The 17,740-nt window shown below is 62.3% G+C and carries 14 protein-coding genes and 3 pseudogenes; 9 read left to right on the top strand and 8 right to left on the bottom strand.

What is annotated here, in order from left to right:
• Positions 1 to 89 precede the first annotated feature (89 nt).
• Positions 90 to 2,102, bottom strand: a complete 2,013-nt coding sequence (locus COCCU_RS05770; RefSeq protein WP_156230638.1) for an alpha-1,4-glucan--maltose-1-phosphate maltosyltransferase — start codon at positions 2,100 to 2,102, stop codon at positions 90 to 92.
• 86 nt (positions 2,103 to 2,188) lie between these two features.
• On the opposite strand from COCCU_RS05770, the gene COCCU_RS05775 reads away from it, so the two are divergent.
• From COCCU_RS05775 to COCCU_RS05805, 7 genes and pseudogenes are all read left to right on the top strand, one after another.
• Positions 2,189 to 3,019 (top strand): ABC transporter ATP-binding protein, encoded by an 831-nt coding sequence (locus COCCU_RS05775; protein ID WP_407924166.1) that lies wholly within the window; start codon positions 2,189 to 2,191, stop codon positions 3,017 to 3,019.
• Positions 3,020 to 3,151: 132 nt separating this feature from the next.
• On the top strand, positions 3,152 to 3,964 hold the full coding sequence (locus COCCU_RS05780) for an NUDIX hydrolase (RefSeq protein WP_231598881.1): 813 nt from the start codon (positions 3,152 to 3,154) through the stop codon (positions 3,962 to 3,964).
• The gene (locus COCCU_RS05785) at positions 3,961 to 5,154 is read left to right on the top strand and encodes a THUMP-like domain-containing protein (protein WP_156230641.1); all 1,194 of its coding nucleotides are present in this window, start codon (positions 3,961 to 3,963) and stop codon (positions 5,152 to 5,154) included. The genes COCCU_RS05780 and COCCU_RS05785 overlap by 4 nt, the downstream gene beginning before the upstream one ends.
• A 120-nt stretch (positions 5,155 to 5,274) precedes the next feature.
• Positions 5,275 to 6,072: an electron transfer flavoprotein subunit beta/FixA family protein gene (locus COCCU_RS05790; protein WP_156232632.1), complete on the top strand. Its 798-nt coding sequence runs from the start codon at positions 5,275 to 5,277 to the stop codon at positions 6,070 to 6,072.
• Positions 6,073 to 6,106: 34 nt separating this feature from the next.
• Positions 6,107 to 7,063 (top strand): electron transfer flavoprotein subunit alpha/FixB family protein, encoded by a 957-nt coding sequence (locus COCCU_RS05795; RefSeq protein WP_156230642.1) that lies wholly within the window; start codon positions 6,107 to 6,109, stop codon positions 7,061 to 7,063.
• A gap of 5 nt (positions 7,064 to 7,068) precedes the next feature.
• A complete protein-coding gene (locus COCCU_RS05800) occupies positions 7,069 to 8,193 on the top strand; it encodes a cysteine desulfurase family protein (RefSeq protein ID WP_156230643.1) in 1,125 nt (374 codons plus the stop codon).
• Positions 8,194 to 8,400: 207 nt separating this feature from the next.
• Positions 8,401 to 9,242: pseudogene (locus tag COCCU_RS05805) on the top strand (IS982 family transposase).
• Positions 9,243 to 9,420: 178 nt separating this feature from the next.
• Here the strand turns inward: COCCU_RS05805 and COCCU_RS05810 are convergent.
• From COCCU_RS05810 to COCCU_RS14825, 6 genes and pseudogenes are all read right to left on the bottom strand, one after another.
• On the bottom strand, positions 9,421 to 9,717 hold the full coding sequence (locus COCCU_RS05810) for a hypothetical protein (protein WP_156230644.1): 297 nt from the start codon (positions 9,715 to 9,717) through the stop codon (positions 9,421 to 9,423).
• Between the two features lie 580 nt (positions 9,718 to 10,297).
• Positions 10,298 to 10,651, bottom strand: coding sequence for a hypothetical protein (locus tag COCCU_RS05820; RefSeq protein WP_156230646.1), 354 nt, complete (start codon positions 10,649 to 10,651; stop codon positions 10,298 to 10,300).
• Between the two features lie 389 nt (positions 10,652 to 11,040).
• Positions 11,041 to 11,964, bottom strand: a complete 924-nt coding sequence (locus COCCU_RS05825) for a restriction endonuclease (protein ID WP_156230647.1) — start codon at positions 11,962 to 11,964, stop codon at positions 11,041 to 11,043.
• 375 nt (positions 11,965 to 12,339) lie between these two features.
• Positions 12,340 to 12,507 carry a helix-turn-helix domain-containing protein gene (locus COCCU_RS14640; protein WP_231598883.1) on the bottom strand — a complete coding sequence of 56 codons (168 nt, stop codon included), beginning with the start codon at positions 12,505 to 12,507 and terminating at the stop codon, positions 12,340 to 12,342.
• Between the two features lie 18 nt (positions 12,508 to 12,525).
• A pseudogene (locus tag COCCU_RS14880) lies at positions 12,526 to 12,570 on the bottom strand (hypothetical protein); the annotation flags it as partial.
• 122 nt (positions 12,571 to 12,692) lie between these two features.
• Positions 12,693 to 12,827: a recombinase family protein gene (locus tag COCCU_RS14825; protein WP_269434470.1), complete on the bottom strand. Its 135-nt coding sequence runs from the start codon at positions 12,825 to 12,827 to the stop codon at positions 12,693 to 12,695.
• Between the two features lie 966 nt (positions 12,828 to 13,793).
• On the opposite strand from COCCU_RS14825, the pseudogene COCCU_RS05835 reads away from it, so the two are divergent.
• Both COCCU_RS05835 and COCCU_RS05840 read left to right on the top strand, forming a co-directional pair.
• Positions 13,794 to 14,462: pseudogene (locus COCCU_RS05835) on the top strand (IS701 family transposase); the annotation flags it as partial.
• Positions 14,463 to 14,591: 129 nt separating this feature from the next.
• A complete protein-coding gene (locus COCCU_RS05840) occupies positions 14,592 to 15,830 on the top strand; it encodes an IS256 family transposase (protein ID WP_156230649.1) in 1,239 nt (412 codons plus the stop codon).
• Positions 15,831 to 16,822: 992 nt separating this feature from the next.
• On the opposite strand, the gene COCCU_RS05845 is transcribed toward COCCU_RS05840, so the two are convergent.
• The gene (locus tag COCCU_RS05845; protein ID WP_156230650.1) at positions 16,823 to 17,713 is read right to left on the bottom strand and encodes a spermidine synthase; all 891 of its coding nucleotides are present in this window, start codon (positions 17,711 to 17,713) and stop codon (positions 16,823 to 16,825) included.
• Positions 17,714 to 17,740 lie beyond the last annotated feature (27 nt).

Below are 17,740 nucleotides of genomic sequence, written 5' to 3' on the forward strand. Positions count from 1 at the left end.
GTGAGGGGAATCGGGCGCGTCAATTGGGTGGTTTAGGAAATGGCGGGGGTGAGGCGGCGACCCTCCCATGGAGGTCACCGGGCACCCCCTTAAGGGCGGTAGTCGTTGACCTGGCGGTAGGCCAGGGCCTCACGGAGGTGGGCCGGCACCTGGGGCAGTTCCAGGACGTGGGCGACATGCCCCAACGGTTCCAGGCGGACGAAGTTGTGCTCGGACCAGGTCCAGTCGGCGCCGGAGATGGTGTCGTGGACCGGGAAGACGGCGCCGGGCTCCTGGCCGATGGCAGCCAGATCCAGGTGCACGGTGGCCTCCTGGGTGTTGGTGGGATCCAGGTTGACCACCACGAAAACGGCATCGCCGGTGGCGGGGTCGACCTTGGAGTAGGCGATCATGTTCTCATTGTCGATCTGGTGCAGGTGCAGGTTACGCAGCTGCTGCAGCGCGGGGTGGCTGCGCCGGATCTCATTGAGCTGGGTCAGGTAGGGCTGCAAGGAGTCACCGCTTGCCACCGCACCCTCGAAGTCGCGGGGACGCAGCTCGTACTTCTCGGAGTCCAGATATTCCTCGCTGCCCTCCTTGACCGCCTCATGCTCGAAGAGCTCATAACCGGAGTAGACCCCCCAGAGCGGGGACATGGTGGCGGCCAGGGTGGCCCGGATGGCGAACATCGCGCGGCCCCCGTACTGCAGGGAAGCATGCAGGATATCGGGGGTGTTGACGAAGAGGTTGGGGCGTGAGATGTCCGCGGCATCCCGGATCTCGGTGGCGAACTCCGAGAGCTCCGCCTTGGTGGTCTTCCAGGTGAAGTAGGTGTAGCTCTGGGAGAATCCGAGCTTGCCCAGGCCGTAGAGGCGGGCCGGGCGGGTGAAGGCCTCGGCGAGGAAGAGGACCTCCGGGTGGGTGGCGTGGATCTCCTTGATCAGCCAGGCCCAGAAATCGGCGGGCTTGGTGTGCGGGTTATCCACCCGGAAAGTGGTCACACCCAGATCGACCCAGAACTTGACCACGCGGTAGACCTCCTGGGTGATGGTCTCCCAGTCGTTCTCGAAGTTCAGTGGGTAGATGTCCTGGTACTTCTTCGGCGGGTTCTCGGCGTAGGCGATGGTGCCGTCCGCCAGCTCGGTGAAGAACTCACGGTGGTCCCGGGCCCAGGGGTGGTCCGGGGCGGCCTGCAGCGCCAGGTCGAGGGCGATCTCCAGGTTCAGCTCCTCGGCGCGCTTCATCAGGGCGAGGAAGTCCTCCTCGGTGCCCAGCTCGGGGTGGAAGGCATCGTGGCCACCGGCGGCGGAACCGATCGCCCAGGGGGAACCCACATCCCCCGGTCCGGGGGTGAGGGTGTTGTTGCGGCCCTTGCGGTTGATCTCCCCGATGGGGTGGATCGGCGGGAAGTAGACGGTGTCGAAGCCCATCTCGGCGACCCGGTCCAGGGCCTTGGCGGTGGTGGCGAAGGTGCCGTGCACCGGTGCGCCCTGCTCGTCCCGGCCTCCGGTGGAGCGGGGGAAGAGCTCATACCAGGAGTTGAAGAGCGCCCCGCGACGATCCACCAGCACCTCGTGGACCTGGCCGCGGCGCAGCTGCTGGCGCAGGGGGTGGCGGGCCAGGATCTCGGTGGTGGCGGGATCAAGTGCGGCATGGATACGCGCCTGCAGGTCACCGGGGTTACGCAGGGTCTCGGCGATACGTTCCAGATGTTCGGACTCCGCCCCGGGGGTGCCGGCAGCGGCGAGTTCGAAGAGCTCAACGCCATGCGCCAGGTCATTGGCCAGTTCGGCCTCATCCTGTCCGGCGGCCAGTTTCTTGCTCACCGCATTGCGCCAGGTGGCGATCGGATCGGACCAGGCGTCGACCCGGAAGGTCCAGGAACCGGTCTGATCGGGGGTGAAAACGGCGTGCACCCGATCCACATTGTCGCGGTCGCGGGTCATGGTGAACACCCTCGCCTCGGCATCACCGGGGCCGCGCACATTCAGACTGGCGGCGATGGCGTCATGACCCTCCCGCCAGACCAGGGCGGTCACCGGGATCACCTCCCCGACCACGGCTTTCGCCGGGAGGCGACGCTCAGAGATAAGGGGACGGACATCATCAATCTGGCCGGACATCTTCAACACCTTCAGTCAGGGGGCGGGAACAGAGAAAGACTAACTCAGCTGTGTCACTTCCACAGGGAGACGAAGAATCAGTCATGATGGAGGGTGTGAGCGAGATTAATGAGGACCTGCTGATCGATTTCCGTGACGTCGCCTTCGCCCGTGGCGGCCGGAACCTCGTGGGTCCGGTGAACTGGCAGGTCGAACTCGATGAACGATGGGTCATCATCGGACCCAACGGCGCGGGAAAGACCACATTGATCCGGATGGCCGCCGCCGAAGAGTTCCCCTCTTCGGGGGAGGCGTACCTGATGGGCGAAAAACTGGGCAAGACCGACATGCGCGATCTGCGCTCCATGATCGGGGTGTCCTCCGCAGCCCTGGCGGGCCGCATCCCCGATGAGGAGACCGTGGCGGATCTGGTGATCTCCGCGGGCTACGCCATCCTGGGCCGCTGGCGCGAGGAGTACACCGAACTGGACCTGGACCAGGCTTTCGAGGTGCTGGAGCGGGTCGGGGCCTACCACCTGGCTGACCGCACCTGGGGCACCCTCTCCGAAGGTGAGCGCAAACGCGTACTGGTCGCCCGCGCCCTCATGACCAACCCGGAGCTGCTACTGCTCGATGAACCCTCCGCCGGCATGGATCTGGGGGGCCGTGAGGATCTCGTGGGTTACCTCGGCGACCTGGCGATGGACGCGGACGCCCCGGCCATCGTCATGATCACCCACCACGTGGAGGAAATCCCGGACGGCTTCACCCACGCCCTGCTGCTCGATGAGGGTGAGGTGGTCGCTCAGGGGCTGATCAACACCGTGCTGACCTCCGAGAACCTGACCAAGGCCTTCCACCAGCCGATCCAGGTGGACCGCATCGGGGACCGCTACTTCGCCCGCCGCGTCCGCAGCGGGGGAGCCCACCGTCGCTAAGCCACCTCATCGAGGGATCAGATACACCCCCCGCTGAGCAGTGAAAACCCAACCTCCCCGCCGGACAGGCGGGGAGGTTCTCTAAGATATGAACAGAAAACACCCGGAGCCCGGGGGAGGAGTGATCTGGTCGTGCCCACAAGCGAGGATCAGCACGGTTTCAACGGCGCCCGTCTGGCGGCCACCGTGCTGTTGATCCGGGACGGTGCCCAAGGGCTGGAGGTCTGGGTACAGGAACGGGTCTCCACCATGCGCAACTACGCGGGCATGACCGTCTTTCCCGGTGGCGGGGTGGATCCCCGTGACTTCCCACCCAAGGTCTGGAACAGCGGCGACCTGTGGGCCGGCCCCTCCGTGATCTCCACCGCCCGCCGCATGGGCACCACCAAATACAAGGCCCACGCCCTGGTGTTCGCCGCGGTACGCGAACTCTTCGAGGAGGCCGGCACCCTGCTGGCGATCCACTCCGACGGCACCCCCGTCGCCGACGCCACCCCCTACCACGGGGAACGCCTCGCCTTGGAGAGCCACCGACTCTCCCTGACCGATGTGCTGCGCGAGAATGACCTCAAGGTTCGCTCCGACCTGCTGACCCCCTTCGCTCGCTGGGTCGGTTCCTCCGCCAGCGGCAACATGTTCGACACCTTCTCCTTCCTGGCGGTCGCCCCCGAAGGGCAGGAAACCGACGGTGACACCTCCGAGGCCTCGGACGCCGGCTGGCTCTCCCCACGCCTGCTGCTGGAGGGCTGGCGGGTCGGCCTGGTCCGCCTGGTCATCCCCACCTACGCCCAGTTGCTGGAACTCGCCCGCTGGAACACCGTCTCCGAGGTCCTGGCAGCCACCGAACTAGCCGATGTCTCCCCGGTCATCGGGGACCCCGTCGAAGACCCCCGCTACCGTGATTTCTTCCACATCAAACGCCTGGACCGGATCGGAGAACCTTGAGCTACTCCCTGGCTGAGGTCGCCCACCTCATCACCCACGACGCCGAGATCACCGCAGTGGGCCGGGACCTGCCCCTGAGCCGCGCCTCCATGCTCCAGGACGCCACCGTGCTCCGCGAGCACTTCGGGGACTACGGCCGCGCCGCCGCCGAACTGCTCAACGCCCGACGCAGCAGCGTCGATAAGCTCCCCGCAGGCTGGCTGGCCTGCCACGACTCCGCCCAACAGGCCACCCCACTGCCGGTGGCCAAGGTCCGGGCCGCACACCTGAAAGCCATGCTCGGTGACACCGCAACCGCCCACGACGTCACCTGCTCCATCGGCACCGAAGGCCAGGCACTCGCCGAAGCCGGCCTGGGCTACCTCGGCTCCGACCTGGACCCCTCCCGCACCCGGATGGCCCGACACAACCTCGCCGAGACCCCCCACACCCTCATATTCCAGGCCGATGCCCTCGTCCCCGCCACCCGGGGAGCCGATGTCATCCTGGCGGACCCCGCACGCCGGGAAGGGGGCCGCAGAATCACCGACCCCGCCAAACTCATCCCACCACTCCCGGACCTGATCGACGCCTGGCCAGGCAGTGAACTGGCCATCAAATGTGCGCCCGGCCTGGACTTCAGCAAGTGGGAGGGGATGGTCTCACTCTCCAGCGTCGCCGGAGCCGTCAAGGAAGCCTGCCTCTACACCCCCGGGCTGAGCAACGGGGCCCGCCGCGAGGCCATCATGATCGACCGGACCGGACAGGTCGACCGTCTTGATGACCGCCTCGATCAACGTGCCGGGGAAGACCTGGCTGCGGCACCGGGGCGCTTCATCATCGACCCGGATGGGGCGGTGGTGCGCGCCGGGCTGGTCCGCCATTATGCGGTACGGGAACGGCTGTGGATGCTTGATGAGCGCATCGCCTACCTGACGGGGGATCGCCTTCCGGAGGGGCGTAGTGGTTTTGAATTCATCGAGCAGGTGCCGCTGAAGAAGCTCAAGGGCGCGCTGGCGGCCCATGACTGCGGCAGCCTGGAGATTCTGGTGCGTGGGGTGGATGTGGATCCGGATCAGCTGCGCAAGAAACTCAAGCTCAGGGGTTCGAAAGCGATGACGGTGGTGTGTACCCGCATCGGTTCGCTCGGGGTGGCACTGATCTGTGGTCCGCGTGTCGGGGGGACTACGGTGGAGGGCAAAACCGCCTGAGTCATTCTCGTCTCCCGCCCCCGGCCCCCGGGTTGTGGGTGGGGGAGTCCCGGTAGTGTTTGCTAGACTTGGCAGTTCAAAATAAATAGACAGAGCAGTTCGTTTTACGAGAGGTGAATGATGCCCGCAATCGTGGCGCTTGTGAAGAACGTTCCGGACACCTGGTCCACCCGGAAACTGACCCCCGATTTCCGGCTTGACCGCGAAAGCGTGGATTCCGTTATCGATGAGATCAATGAGTTCTCCGTGGAACAGGCACTGCGCCTGCGCGATGACAACCCGGAGGCCGGTTATCGCGTGATCGCCCTGGGTGCCGGCCCCGCCGGTGCCGATGAGGCACTCCGTAAGGCCCTGGCCATGGGTGTGGACGAAGCCGTCCACCTGGCCGATGAGGCCCTGGCCGGTTCCGATGTGATCGGCACGGCCTGGGCCCTCAACAACGCCATCAACACCATCGAGGATGTCGCCCTGATCATCGCCGGTGCCGCCTCCTCGGATGCTGCCGTGGGTGCCCTGCCGGGCATCCTCGCTGAATACCGCCAGATCCCGGCGCTGACCAGCCTGAGTGAGATCAAGCTCGAGAGTGGCCAGGTTCAGGCGGTCCGGGAAAGCAACAAGGGAACTTACCAGCTGCAGTCCGCACTGCCGGCCGTGGTCTCAGTCTCCGACAAGGCCGATAAGCCGCGCTTCCCCAACTTCAAGGGCCTGATGGCCGCCAAGAAGGCCGAGATCAAGTCCCTGGATCTGGCCGCCATCGGGGTCGCCCCGGAGCAGGTCGGTCAGGCACACGCCTCCTCCTCGGTCACCGCCGCGCAGGAGCGCCCGGCACGCACCGCCGGTGAGCTGGTCCACGCCAATGATCCCGCCGTCGCCGCCGCGAAGATCGCTGACTTCCTGGCCGCCCAGAAGCTGATTTAAGACCGACCCCGAAACCACTAGGAGAATTTTCCCCATGAGCAACGCATATGTCCTGGTAGAGCAGCAGGGCGGCATCCTTGACCCGGTCACCGCGGAACTGATCACCGCAGCCCGCAACCTCGGCGAGGTCACCGCCGTGGTCGTCGGCAAGACCGGCACCCACACCACCCTGGCGGGTGAGCTGGCTGCCATCGGTGCCGCCGCGGTCATCGCCGCCGAGTCGGACTCCTATGACTCCCGCCTGATCCTGCCGGAGGTGGACACCCTCCACACCATCGCCTACAACAACCCGGGCCCCATCGTCGTGGCCGCCACCACCGAGGGCAATGAGATCGCCGGCCGCCTGGCCGTGCGCCTGGCATCCGGTGTGCTCAGCGATGTCATCGCCATCAACGCGGACCGCACCGCCACCCACTCCATCTTCGGCGACACCGTCAGCACCACCGCAGCTGTGGGTGGCAGCTGCCCGGTCTACACCCTGCGCCCCGGCGCCACTGAGGCCGACCCGATCCCGGCAGCCGGCACCGTACAGGTCATCGCCCTGCCGGAGGCCACCGCCAAGGATGTCACCGTCACCTCTTTCACGCCCTCCGAGGTTGCCCAGCGCCCCGCGCTCTCCCAGGCCAAGGCCGTCGTCGCCGGTGGCCGTGGTGTCGGTTCGGTGGAGGGTTTCACCGATCTGGTTGAGCCCCTGGCTGACCTGCTTGATGGTGCCGTGGGTGCCACCCGTGATGCGGTGGATGAGAAGTACTACGGCCCGAACTTCCAGATCGGCCAGACCGGTGAGACTGTCTCCCCGGATCTCTACATCGCCCTCGGTATCTCCGGCGCCATCCAGCACACCTCAGGCATGCAGACCGCGAAGACCATCGTGGCCATCAACGAGGATGAGGATGCCGCCATCTTCCAGATCGCCGATCTCGGCATCGTGGGTGACCTCTTCGAGATCACCCCGAAGCTGATCGAAGAGATCAAGCAGCGGAAGAACTAGCACAGATGGCGGCGGGCGTTTACCTGGATCATGCCGCCACCACGCCGATGCGGCAGGTGGCGGTGGATGCCTGGGTCAGGCATGCGCAGGCACTCAACCCCGGTGGGCAGTACACATCCGGTAGGCGCGCCCGCAGCGTGCTTGACGACGCTCGTGAAACCATCGCCGCCCTGCTGGGCTGCGAGCCGGTGGAGGTCATCTTCACCGCCTCCGGCACCGAGGCCGACAATATCGGCGTGCAGGGTCTTTTTGCCGCCTCAGAGTCCCGAAGGGTGATCTCCACCCCGATCGAACATCCCGCGGTACTGGAAACGGTGCAGTCCCTGGGTGCTGAGGTGGAGTTGCTGCCGGTGGACGCCCAAGGCCGGGTCAGTGACCTTTCCGCCCTGGATACCCCGGCTGCCTTGGCCGCCTGCATGTGGGCCAATAATGAAACCGGTGCGATCCAGCCGGTCGAGCAGGTCATTGGGCGTGCCAGTGCGGTGGGCACCCCGGTGCATGTGGATGCCGTCCAGGTGGTCGGCCATCTCCCCGTGAATTTCGCCGCGCTAGGGGCCACCACTCTGGCGGCCTCCGCCCATAAATTCGGCGGGCCCAGGGGAGTGGGACTGCTGTTAGCCAAACGTTCCCCAGCACCCACCGGGGTACTTCACGGCGGTGGCCAGGAGCGTGGAATCCGACCCGGCACCGTGGATGTCGCCGGAGCCGCAGCCACCGCTGCCGCACTTGAAGAGGCGGTGTCCGAGATTCCGACTGAACTCGGACGGTTGCGTGGCCTGCGGGACCTGCTGCGAACCGGGATCACCGACCTGGTCGAGGATGTGGTTTTTCACACCACCGAATCTTCTCTTCCCGGCCACCTGCACATGTCTTTCCCCGGTGCAGAGGGCGACAGCCTGCTCATGCTCCTGGACAGCCTCGGGGTGGAAGCCTCCACCGGTTCGGCCTGCGCGGCCGGCGTGAACCGAGCCAGCCACGTGCTCCTGGCAATGGGTGTCAGTGAAGCAGAAGCTCGGGGGGCACTGCGCTTTACCCTGGGGCGGACCTCCACCGAATCGGATGTTAAGCGGGTGCTCGGGCTGATCGAGGATGTGGCGGCCCGTGCCAGGGCTGCCGGCATGGCCTTCTGATCGGTGGTGTTGCCAAGTTGGGTGGAGAGCCGGGGGCCAGTAGGCCCTGCCTCCGTCCTCTTCAACGCCAAGGTGTGCCGCGTTATCGTGGAACTCGACTCACTGTCCCTGATTGAGCGCTATCAGACGGTCTAGATGATTGATTCCTGGGGTCACCACGGGAGTCGCTACCGATAAACAAAGCGAGAGTTTTCAAGAATCGAATTTGTGGAAAACGACATGAACACTCTCGCAACAGCACTCTACGTCACCTGCGACGACTACCTCAACACCCACCCCGAGCTTCTCCCGGCCCGCCCGGCCTCCGGGTGCCAGCCCCGCATCAGCGACACAGAACTCATCGTCCTGGCCGGCATGTTTTCCCCCACCTCTCGCAGCAGTCCGGCTATAACAAACGCCAACGCGCCCTCACCAAAGTCATCCAGCACCTCATGGTGCACCTGGCCACCAGCATCGGACTGCTGGGCGATGATGTTTGGATCGTGGACTCCACCCCGGTCGAGTGCGGCCGCTCCCGGGAAACAGCCACACGCTCGGATCTGGCCGGAACCGCCGAATACGGGTACTGCGCCTCCCATTCGAGGTTCTTCTGGGGGATGCGTCTGCATCTGATCTCCACGCTGCACGGGATGCCAGTCGCTTATGCGGTCACCGGGGCGAAGGCCGGTGGACGCGCCACGTTGCTGGCCATGCTCGATCGGTTGCCGGTGCCGGTACCGACCGGGCAGGTGATCATGGCGGACAAGGGCCACAACGGTGCCTGGCTGGATGATGAACTCAGCGACGGTGGTGTCGAGTTGATCCGGCCGGCCCGGAAGGGCGAGGCACCCCGGCCAGGCAGGCAGTTCCTGAAACCGTTGGGGCAGCGGATCGAGTCGGTGTTTGAGACGTTGAAAGGCCAGCTGGTCCTGGAGCAGCATGGTGGTCGCACCGTGGCCGGGGTGGCCAGCCGGATGGTGCGGCGGTTGTTGGCGTTGACAGCGGTGATCTGGCATAGCCACACCACCGGCCAGCCGGCGCTGCGGTCACTGATCGCGCATGACCACTAAACCCCAGGAATCAATCATCTAGCGCTGAGTGACTGTTTCACCACTGAGCCATCCTGGCCTTCGGCACATCGTCACTTCCTGTACCCAGAAAAAGAATCTTCAAGCAAAAACACGTTCTCTCGGTTAATAAACCGAGGGAACGTGATCGCAGCAGGTCAAATGACTTTCTGCTTGCCTTCTAGCGCTGCTTCCGCCCTTGGAGACGCACAATTAATTTCCTGACGTTAGCCAGGGCTGCTCGAGCGAGTATGAGGGGGGTAAAGACCACGAGAGTTTTGACCATCGCTTTTCCCCCCTTTGTCAGGGATGGAAGCCCTTGATCTGCTAGCACTTTGTCGATTTCTTCTCGAGAAAGGTCAGAGTGCTCGTCGATCACTTCTCTGCTAGCCACGAATTCTTTGCGATAGGCCGGGGCTCGACGCCAACGCTGCTCTGCTTTTTCATCTAGCGAATCGATCATTTTCAAAATGTCCATGTTTTGCTGATACGCCTCCACTAACGGCCACGTGCACAAGCCAGTGCAGCAGTGCCGAAGAGGGTGCCGATTGCTGCCCAATTTCCAGTCGTAGCTAGTTCTGCGATCTGAAGTAGTTGCTGTCCACGGATGCTCAGCCCGGCCAAACAACGAATGACAACGAAGGGCAGCGCTGTGGGCTGAACGAGTTCTCCGTCAGCATCCTCTGCGTCCAGGGTGACTGGTTCCCCGACTGAGTCAACGGCAGGTTTGTCCGCGGTGGGCTGGGTGAACTCTGCGCCAGTCGATACGACTGCTGCAGGAGTGGAGATTTCCTCAGCTTGTACGGCGGGTAATGCGGTGAGGGGGAGTGTGATTGTCAATGATACGGCTGCAAGACGGGTGGCGAATCGGTTTCTCATAGCGATCCTCTCGTGATCATTTCTGGAAGCGAGAAAAATACTAAGCCTCAGGAAATAAATCCCTGAATGCCAGATCTATCATGCTGCAGAGGCTGTCGCATGACAACGAGAACTTTTTGTTGCAGCTCTTTAGCCGCCTGGAGTGCTGGCTCCGCCCCAAAGCTCCCCTTCTGGCTCGTTCAAAGGGTGCTGTTGCAAAGTTGGGGGAGTAGGAAGACCCCATTGAACGCCGTCATCCTGTTTTTGCACCACGCGTGATGGCGGGCATCGAAGTTCTCTTGAGCGGCCTTCGAGTACTGGACGGGCAGGGGGTCGTTCTTGAGATTGGTGATGAACCCGTACAAGGAGGCGTGGGTTTCCTCCTTAAGGGTATCCTTGGCCGGATGCTTCTTGATGCCCTTCATTGCACTGCTCAGCTTGCTGTAGGCCTTCTTCGATACCTCTTCCACCCCCTCCGGGGAGCTATGGTCATCGATGATTGAGGGGCTGAAGTAGGTTCTCAAGAGGCTGTTAAGCCGTTGCGTTTCGTTCACACCCGTCACGGTAACCACTTGCGCATCCCTGGGAGCTCTCGGGGTGCCCTAAGAATCAACAGTTTGGCTCATGCCAGCGCACAAAGGAAGGCCCCCAGGCAGCGCGACCAGATTCTTGGGAGGCTAAAGGTGATGCAAAATTCCCAAGGTCGGCTCCACTTCCGGATCATATGAACTACAGGGCGATTAAGCCATGCCGGGCCCAGCGATTATCCCCGTGATGGGCATGCTTTCAAGGTAACAGGCACTGGCGAATCTAAACATACGTATGTTTTAACGTTGTAGTGTCATGTCGATTTAGCGTATAAAAGTTCGGTTCCCAGACCTCTACTTAGTTCCCCCAGACGGGCTCTTTTGCCGTTCTCTCTACAGGAAAGTGGACCTGGCGTTTAGTCAAACTTGTCGAACCAGCCCTCATTGACGGTCGGCTGGAGACTGACTCCGGATTCCCCGTCTTCACGGATCAAATCCGCCAGGCGGTCCCCGTCGATGAGATCAACAGTCGGGATGGTGGTCGTGGCGGCTTTGCGGGCAGGCTCGGTGAACCGGCTAAGTGTCACCAGAATCGCCCGTTCTGCCCCCTTGGTCTGGGCATCGCGCTGGAACAAGGCTACGGTGTCCCTCCCAATGGGTTTTCCGTTCGGATCGTAGCGTTTGACCTGGACCGCTACCCGCGAGGAGAGCACCGGACTCAAAGGCGCGGTGCCGATCCCGTCAATGCCCTCGTCTCTACTTCCGCCGATATGGGTTAGTTGGAGGCCGTAGCGACGCAGTAGGTAGAGCACGAACTTCTCAAACCCCTCCGGGGAAAGCCGGTGCAGGCGCTCCAGCAGCTGGATCTTCCACCCCGAGGCAGAACTATCGTCGTCGGCTTCCGAGACGGCCAATACCTCTGCGGAAGGCTCGTCCCGGTCCTCGATACCCGCAGTGAAGGGGTCTTCCAGTTTCTTTCTGCGCTGCTCCCGGTAGTACTCGCGGTCCAGCTCGCGGATCTTCTCGAAGGCTTCCACCTCCGGCAGGGATAGCAGTTCTTCTCCCAGGTCCGTGGTCAGATACATTCCCCGGGAAGGTTGCTCGAGAGCACCGATGAGTTTGGCGGTGGACCGTCCCCAGGAGGCGCGTTCGGGAAAGACAGCCACGTCTGGGCGATTGGGGTAGGTCACCTGGAGGAGATTGTCCGCATTGGGATAGTTCTCGACGATATGGTCAATAATCTCCTTCGCCTTCGCTGACCCGCCCAGCTCTGCAACAGCGCGAATAGCCGGCAGCACCAAGTGCTGATGAGTGGGCATGCCCTGGTCAGTAAGCGACATCCTATTCCTTCCTCCAGCAAGTATCCCCATCCTTCCAGAAGCCCTAGGGCACGTCCGGAGAAGGGGTCGATCTGTCGATAAGGCTGCGTTTCCCACCCGTCTGCCTTCTTCTAGCTTTATTCCTGATCACCGCTTCCTCTGTAGAGCTCTCTCTCGAATATTTATCCCTGGTGGGCGGTCCACAGTGCGTCGGGAAGACGAAGGGCGGTGGTGTTATAAAATCTGGAAGGGCCCTGGAGTGATCAAGGTCAAAGTGCTCTGACCATTACCTATACGTGTCCTAGGGGGCAATGGCGAGCCTAAACATACGTATGTTTTAACGTTGTAGTGTCATGTCGATTTAGCGTATAGGAATTCAGCTCCCAGAACCTCTACTTAGTTCCGCTCGGATAGGGCTCTGTAGAGGGTGGCGCGGCTGATGTCCAGGTCCTTGGCGATGGCGATCCTGGATTCACCGGCTTCGGCCCGCCGACGGGCCTCCTCCACTCCCTCTGGGGTCAAGGAGCGTTTGCGGCCCTTGTACTTGCCGGCCTTCTTCGCCAAGGCGATGCCCTCGGCCCGGCGTTCGCGGATGATGGAGCGCTCGAACTCCGCAAACGAGCCCAGGACTCAGAGCATGAGGGTGGCCCGCGGGTCGGTGGACTTGGCTGAGAAGGTCAAGTGTTCTTTGACGAAATGCACGGAGGCCCCTTTGGCAGTGATCTGGTCGACGATCCCGCGCAGATCCACTAGGGAACGGCCAGGCGGTCGATGGAGACTACGTGGAGGGTGTCACCGTGGCGCAGGTAGGCGATTCGGCCATTGGGTCCGGGGCGGTTGTCCCGGGAGCGGGTAGAGATCTCGTCGAGAAACTCTTTGTTCACGCCGCCGATCATCTTGCGTTGACGGGCCCCAATCGATACCGGCCTCGTTGGCACTTCGCTCGCCACGTTTCGCTATCCGTTGACGTACGGATCCACGGAGCGGCAATACTCGGCGGTGTTCTGGGCCATACAGTCACCCCACCATTGCTTCCCAGCTATCTCCTCCGGGGAATCGGGGAGGAGATAGGCCGGGGTCTCCATCTGGGAGGGTGGGGGGACAGACCACGGGACCTGTTGGTTGTCGCAGTACCAGGGGTCAGGAACGAAGTAGTCGGTCTGCGGGCATTGATAGGGTGCTTCGGCTCTCTGCTCGTCCAGTTTCTGCTGACATTCAGCCGACCACTGGTAGGACCCGTCGCTCATCAGGGCTTGGCTGGTCCAGGAGCCGCCACCGTAGATACATTCCACGAAGGTCGGGGCTGTGACCTGCTGCGACGTTGCCGAAGGTGCCGGAGGAGGTACTGGTTCTGACGTGGCTATCGTCCCTGCCTCCGGGATAGTTGTTGCCTCAGGGGTTGTTTCTGAGCTGGTGGTTGTTGCCGAGACGCTGCTGGTTGCAGAGGTACTGCTATCTGGGGTCTCGGTAGTGCTGGAGGAAGGGGTGGGGTTGTCGTTGCTGGTGTCTCCTGCGCAGCCAGAGAGTGCCAGCGACACTGTTGCGAAAAGCGCCAGGACAAGACGGCGGGTGTTCATGAAGAGGAGCTCTTTTCAGTCGGGCCCTGAACGAGAAGCAGGGGGGAGTTAGGTAATCAGCTATTTCAAAAATGGGCAGGGAAAGAAAAAGTGGGTTGCACTATTTATAAACCACCGGTTGAGTAAGAGGAGGCTTTTCCACCCTCCGCTCTTGACCGGGGGCGTTCTAGAGGTAGGACTTAATACGTGAAGATATGGGGTCGTTGAGTCTCAACATCTAGTAGTGCTTTGTTAGCTCTTGTGGTGCGGGGCGTGTGGTCGTAACGTCAGATTATGGACACGAAAACCACCCACGACCCCGGTGACCTCGCAGAGTTCATCGCGGACGTCTTCGCCTCCCTGCCCCGCACAGACCAACGCACCACCAGCAGCTACTACCTCCAAGGCTTGATGCTGGAAGGCCGACGAAAATCCATGCAACCCATGGCCGACAGGCTCGGGATCGACCACCAACGCCTCCAACAATTCGTCTCAACCTCGCCCTGGAAAGTCGAACCCGTCCGCCAGGCCCTGGCCACCAAAGCCATCAACCTGATCCACCCCGATGCCTGGGTCGTCGACGACACCGGCTTCATCAAAGACGGCCACGCTTCCCCCGGAGTAGCTAGGCAGTACTCCGGCACCCTGGGAAAAGTCGGCAACGTCCAAATCGGCGTCAGCGTGCACGCCGTGACCGACGTGGCCTCCTGCCCGCTGAACTGGCGATTATTCCTGCCCCGCAGCTGGGATGAGGCCTACGCTGACACGCCGGATGATCGCGCCCAGGCCCGACTGCGCCGTGCCCGGGCAAAGATCCCCGATACGATCAGGCATCAACCGAAGGCCGAGTTGGCCCTGGAGATGATCGATGAACTCACTGACTGGGGGTTGGCGCCGCCAGTGATCGTCGCTGACGCCGGTTACGGCGACAACGGGTTGTTTCGCACCGCGCTGAGCACACGACCGAAATTGGTTACGTCCATTAGTGTGGTGTATCTGTAACTGCCGGTGACAACCCTCATGAATGCATGAGGCGACCACCGCAGTACCTTTCGAATCCGTATCCACACTTCCTCGAAAGGGAAACCCACGATGGCCGCTGGCCCCCATTCTATCGACCCGACCACCTACCTCGACGAGCTACTCTCCCAAGCCTCCCCGGATCTGATGCGCGAGATGCTGCAGAAGTTCATCAACCAGATCCTCTCGACCCAGGCCGACCAGATCTGCGGCGCTGATTACGCCACCACCTCCGAGTCGCGTACCAACGTCCGTAACGGCTACCGCCACCGCGACCTCGACCCCCGCGTCGGCACCATCGACGTCGCCGTCCCCAAGCTCCGGACAGGCTCCTTCTTTCCCGACTGGCTGTTGGAACGGCGTACACGTGCCGAACGCGCCCTGACCACCGTGATCGCCACCTGTTACCTGAAAGGTGTGTCTACTCGCAGGATGAACGACCTGGTCGCCTCCTTGGGGATCACCAACCTGTCGAAGTCGCAGGTATCGGAGATGGCCAAAGATCTCGATCAGATGGTGGAGGATTTCCGCACCCGCCCGTTGGATACCGGGCCCTACCTGTATGTCTCGTGTGACGCGCTGACGATGAAGGTCCGCGAAGGCGGACGCGTGGTGAAAACCTCAGTCCTGCTGGCCACCGGCGTCAACGCCGAAGGGTATCGGGAGTTGTTGGGCATGCAGGTCGCCACCGCCGAGTCGGTGGCCTCCTGGACCGGGTTCTTTAGGGATCTCAAGGCCCGGGGTCTGGATCAGGTCTACCTGGTCACCAGCGACGCGCATTTAGGCATCCAGCACGCCATCGGCGAGGTATTGCCGAACGCCTCCTGGCAGCGGTGCCGGACGCACTTTGCGAAGAACCTTTCCGGCCTGGTACCCAAGAGTCAGTGGCCGACGTTGTCGGCGATGTTCCACACCATCTTCCAGCAACCCGACGCCGCATCGGTGTGGAACCAGGCCCGGGAGGTCGTGACTTTCTGTGAGCAAAAATTCCCGCACGTAGCCGACTACCTGGAAGAAGCCTTGGACGAGCTGTTGGCGTTCACTCATGCGCCCAAGAGTGTGTGGACGAAGATCTGGTCGAACAACCCTACCGAGCGACTCAACCGGGAGATCCGCCGGCGCACCGACGTCGTGGGCATCTTTCCCAACCGGGATGCCGTCGTCCGTCTGGTCGGAGCGGTTCTGGCGGAGCAGCACGACGATTGGATCCAGCAGAAGCGCTATATGTCGCTGACGAGTCTGGAGCAGACCCGGGCGATAATGGTCAGCAACGTCATCGACGCCAGCGACGCTGCTCAGGAGGTCGCATGAGCCGGCACCAGTATCGGGCTCGTGCCGGTCCCTGAGATCGTCAGACTGCCTATTTTATCGAAAGGGCAGATACACCACTCCGGAGGACGTGACCTACCCACCGTGAGCTGCTGGAACACGGCTTGTCCCGGCTGAGATCCACGGCCTGACCCCGGCACGTGCTGCCCCGCCTTTTTTATCAACGCGCCGCCCGCAATCACTACCACTCACAGGACTTGGAACCTGGTTTCCCCGGCACCAGCACCCGCCGGGATCTCGTCGATCTTTGCTGCTGCCACCCCCACGTACTCGTCACGAAACGAATTCACGTGAAAAATTCGGGTTAGTTGGTGGTGGTTGATTGTGCCTGCGGTCCTGGGGATGTTCCTTGCGCCACCGTTTGGGCTTGTCATCTTGGCGCTTTTCTTACTTCCCGGACTCACCGCGATTCTTGGCTCAAGGTTTGGTGGGGTTATTAAGGTACGACGGACGCAAGCTACCTTTATTAATGATGACCGTGAACCCGGTCACGAGGTAGGGAAAGTCGATTTAGAGCACGCGTAGGAGAATGGACAATACCGCAATCTTCCCGACTACTGCGATATCTCCTGACAGAACCATAAATTCCCCGTCGATGACGAGGAGCCCTTCGGGGCTGGGGGTGTTCCATTTGCAGATCGAGAAAAGTCGCCGCCCAGGAAGATCCGTGACCTCATCCCAGTACCTTCCTTAGGTGGGTGCGCGCCCGCAATACGGGCAACACCTCAATAACTCGATGACCATCGGTTGGAGTTCGGCGAGTGTGGCATAAAAGCTCACCCCGCCAGCTCGGCTTTTGGGTCAGTAACCGCTAACCGTTGCTGGGTGATAAACAAATGTGCTGCAACCGCACCCAGGGAGGGGGCAGACCCGCCGGGTGGGTCAGCGGTCTAGCGTGCCTGCGTGAGAAACGGTTCATCTCGCTGATCAGGGGGGAGCCCCAGTGTGCGAAGAATCCGGCAGGATTCCGTCGCTCAGGCAGTTTCCGGGCCGGACTGATCATGCCGGGGCTTTCCGCCGGAAGCGAAGCGCCGGGTCCATTTCTCATCCTGGTACTGGGCGGGAACCCCACCGCCCAGCAGCTCGCGGGCCATGGCCGCAGCGGCGGGGGAGGCGGCGTCGATAAGCGGGACATCCGAGCCAAGCAGGATGATATTGCCGTAGCGACGTCCCTTGAGCATCGGGGGATCGGCGATCACCACCACATGGGCGAAGACCTCGAGCATGCCGGCGATCTCGGTTTTGGCTCCGTTGAGGTCGGAATGGTCACCGCAATTGGCTACGTAGAGCCCCCTGGTTGCAAGACCACGTTGGCAGTGCCGGAAGAACTCCACCGTGGTGAGATTGAGTGGGGTCACTGCGCCGGCGAAGACATCGCGGATGATGATGTCACGGCTGTCCGGTGTGAAAGCCTCGGCTACCGCGTGGGCATCATCAACCCGGATCTTCACCCTCGGAGCCCGGGGAATGTCGAACCACTGACGGGCCAGTCGGGCCAGTTCACCGTCGATCTCGACCACCGTGTTGCGGGAGGTGGGGTAGACATCAGCGAAGTAGCGAGCCATGGTGCAGGCACCGCCGCCCAGGTGAGTGATGCGCAACTTTTCGGGATCCAGATTTTCACGGACATGGGCCTCGACCCCCGTGGCGATCCAGCGCATGTACTCGAAAATCAGCTTCCGGGGCTCACCGAACACAATATGGGAACTGGGTGCCCCATTGACATTGATCAGCCAACCGTTGGGGGTATAGGGATCTGATTCCAATTCCAGCGGGCCGGAGTCGCCCTGATAGACACCTGCCTGCGGGCCGGACTCGACGGCAGCGGAGATGTCCTTCTTGGCGTTGGAACGTTTGCGGGCCACGGTGGGGGAGATCCTTTCAGTTAAGCA

The sequence above is a fragment of the Corynebacterium occultum genome (assembly GCF_009734425.1).
Lineage (GTDB): Bacteria > Actinomycetota > Actinomycetes > Mycobacteriales > Mycobacteriaceae > Corynebacterium > Corynebacterium occultum.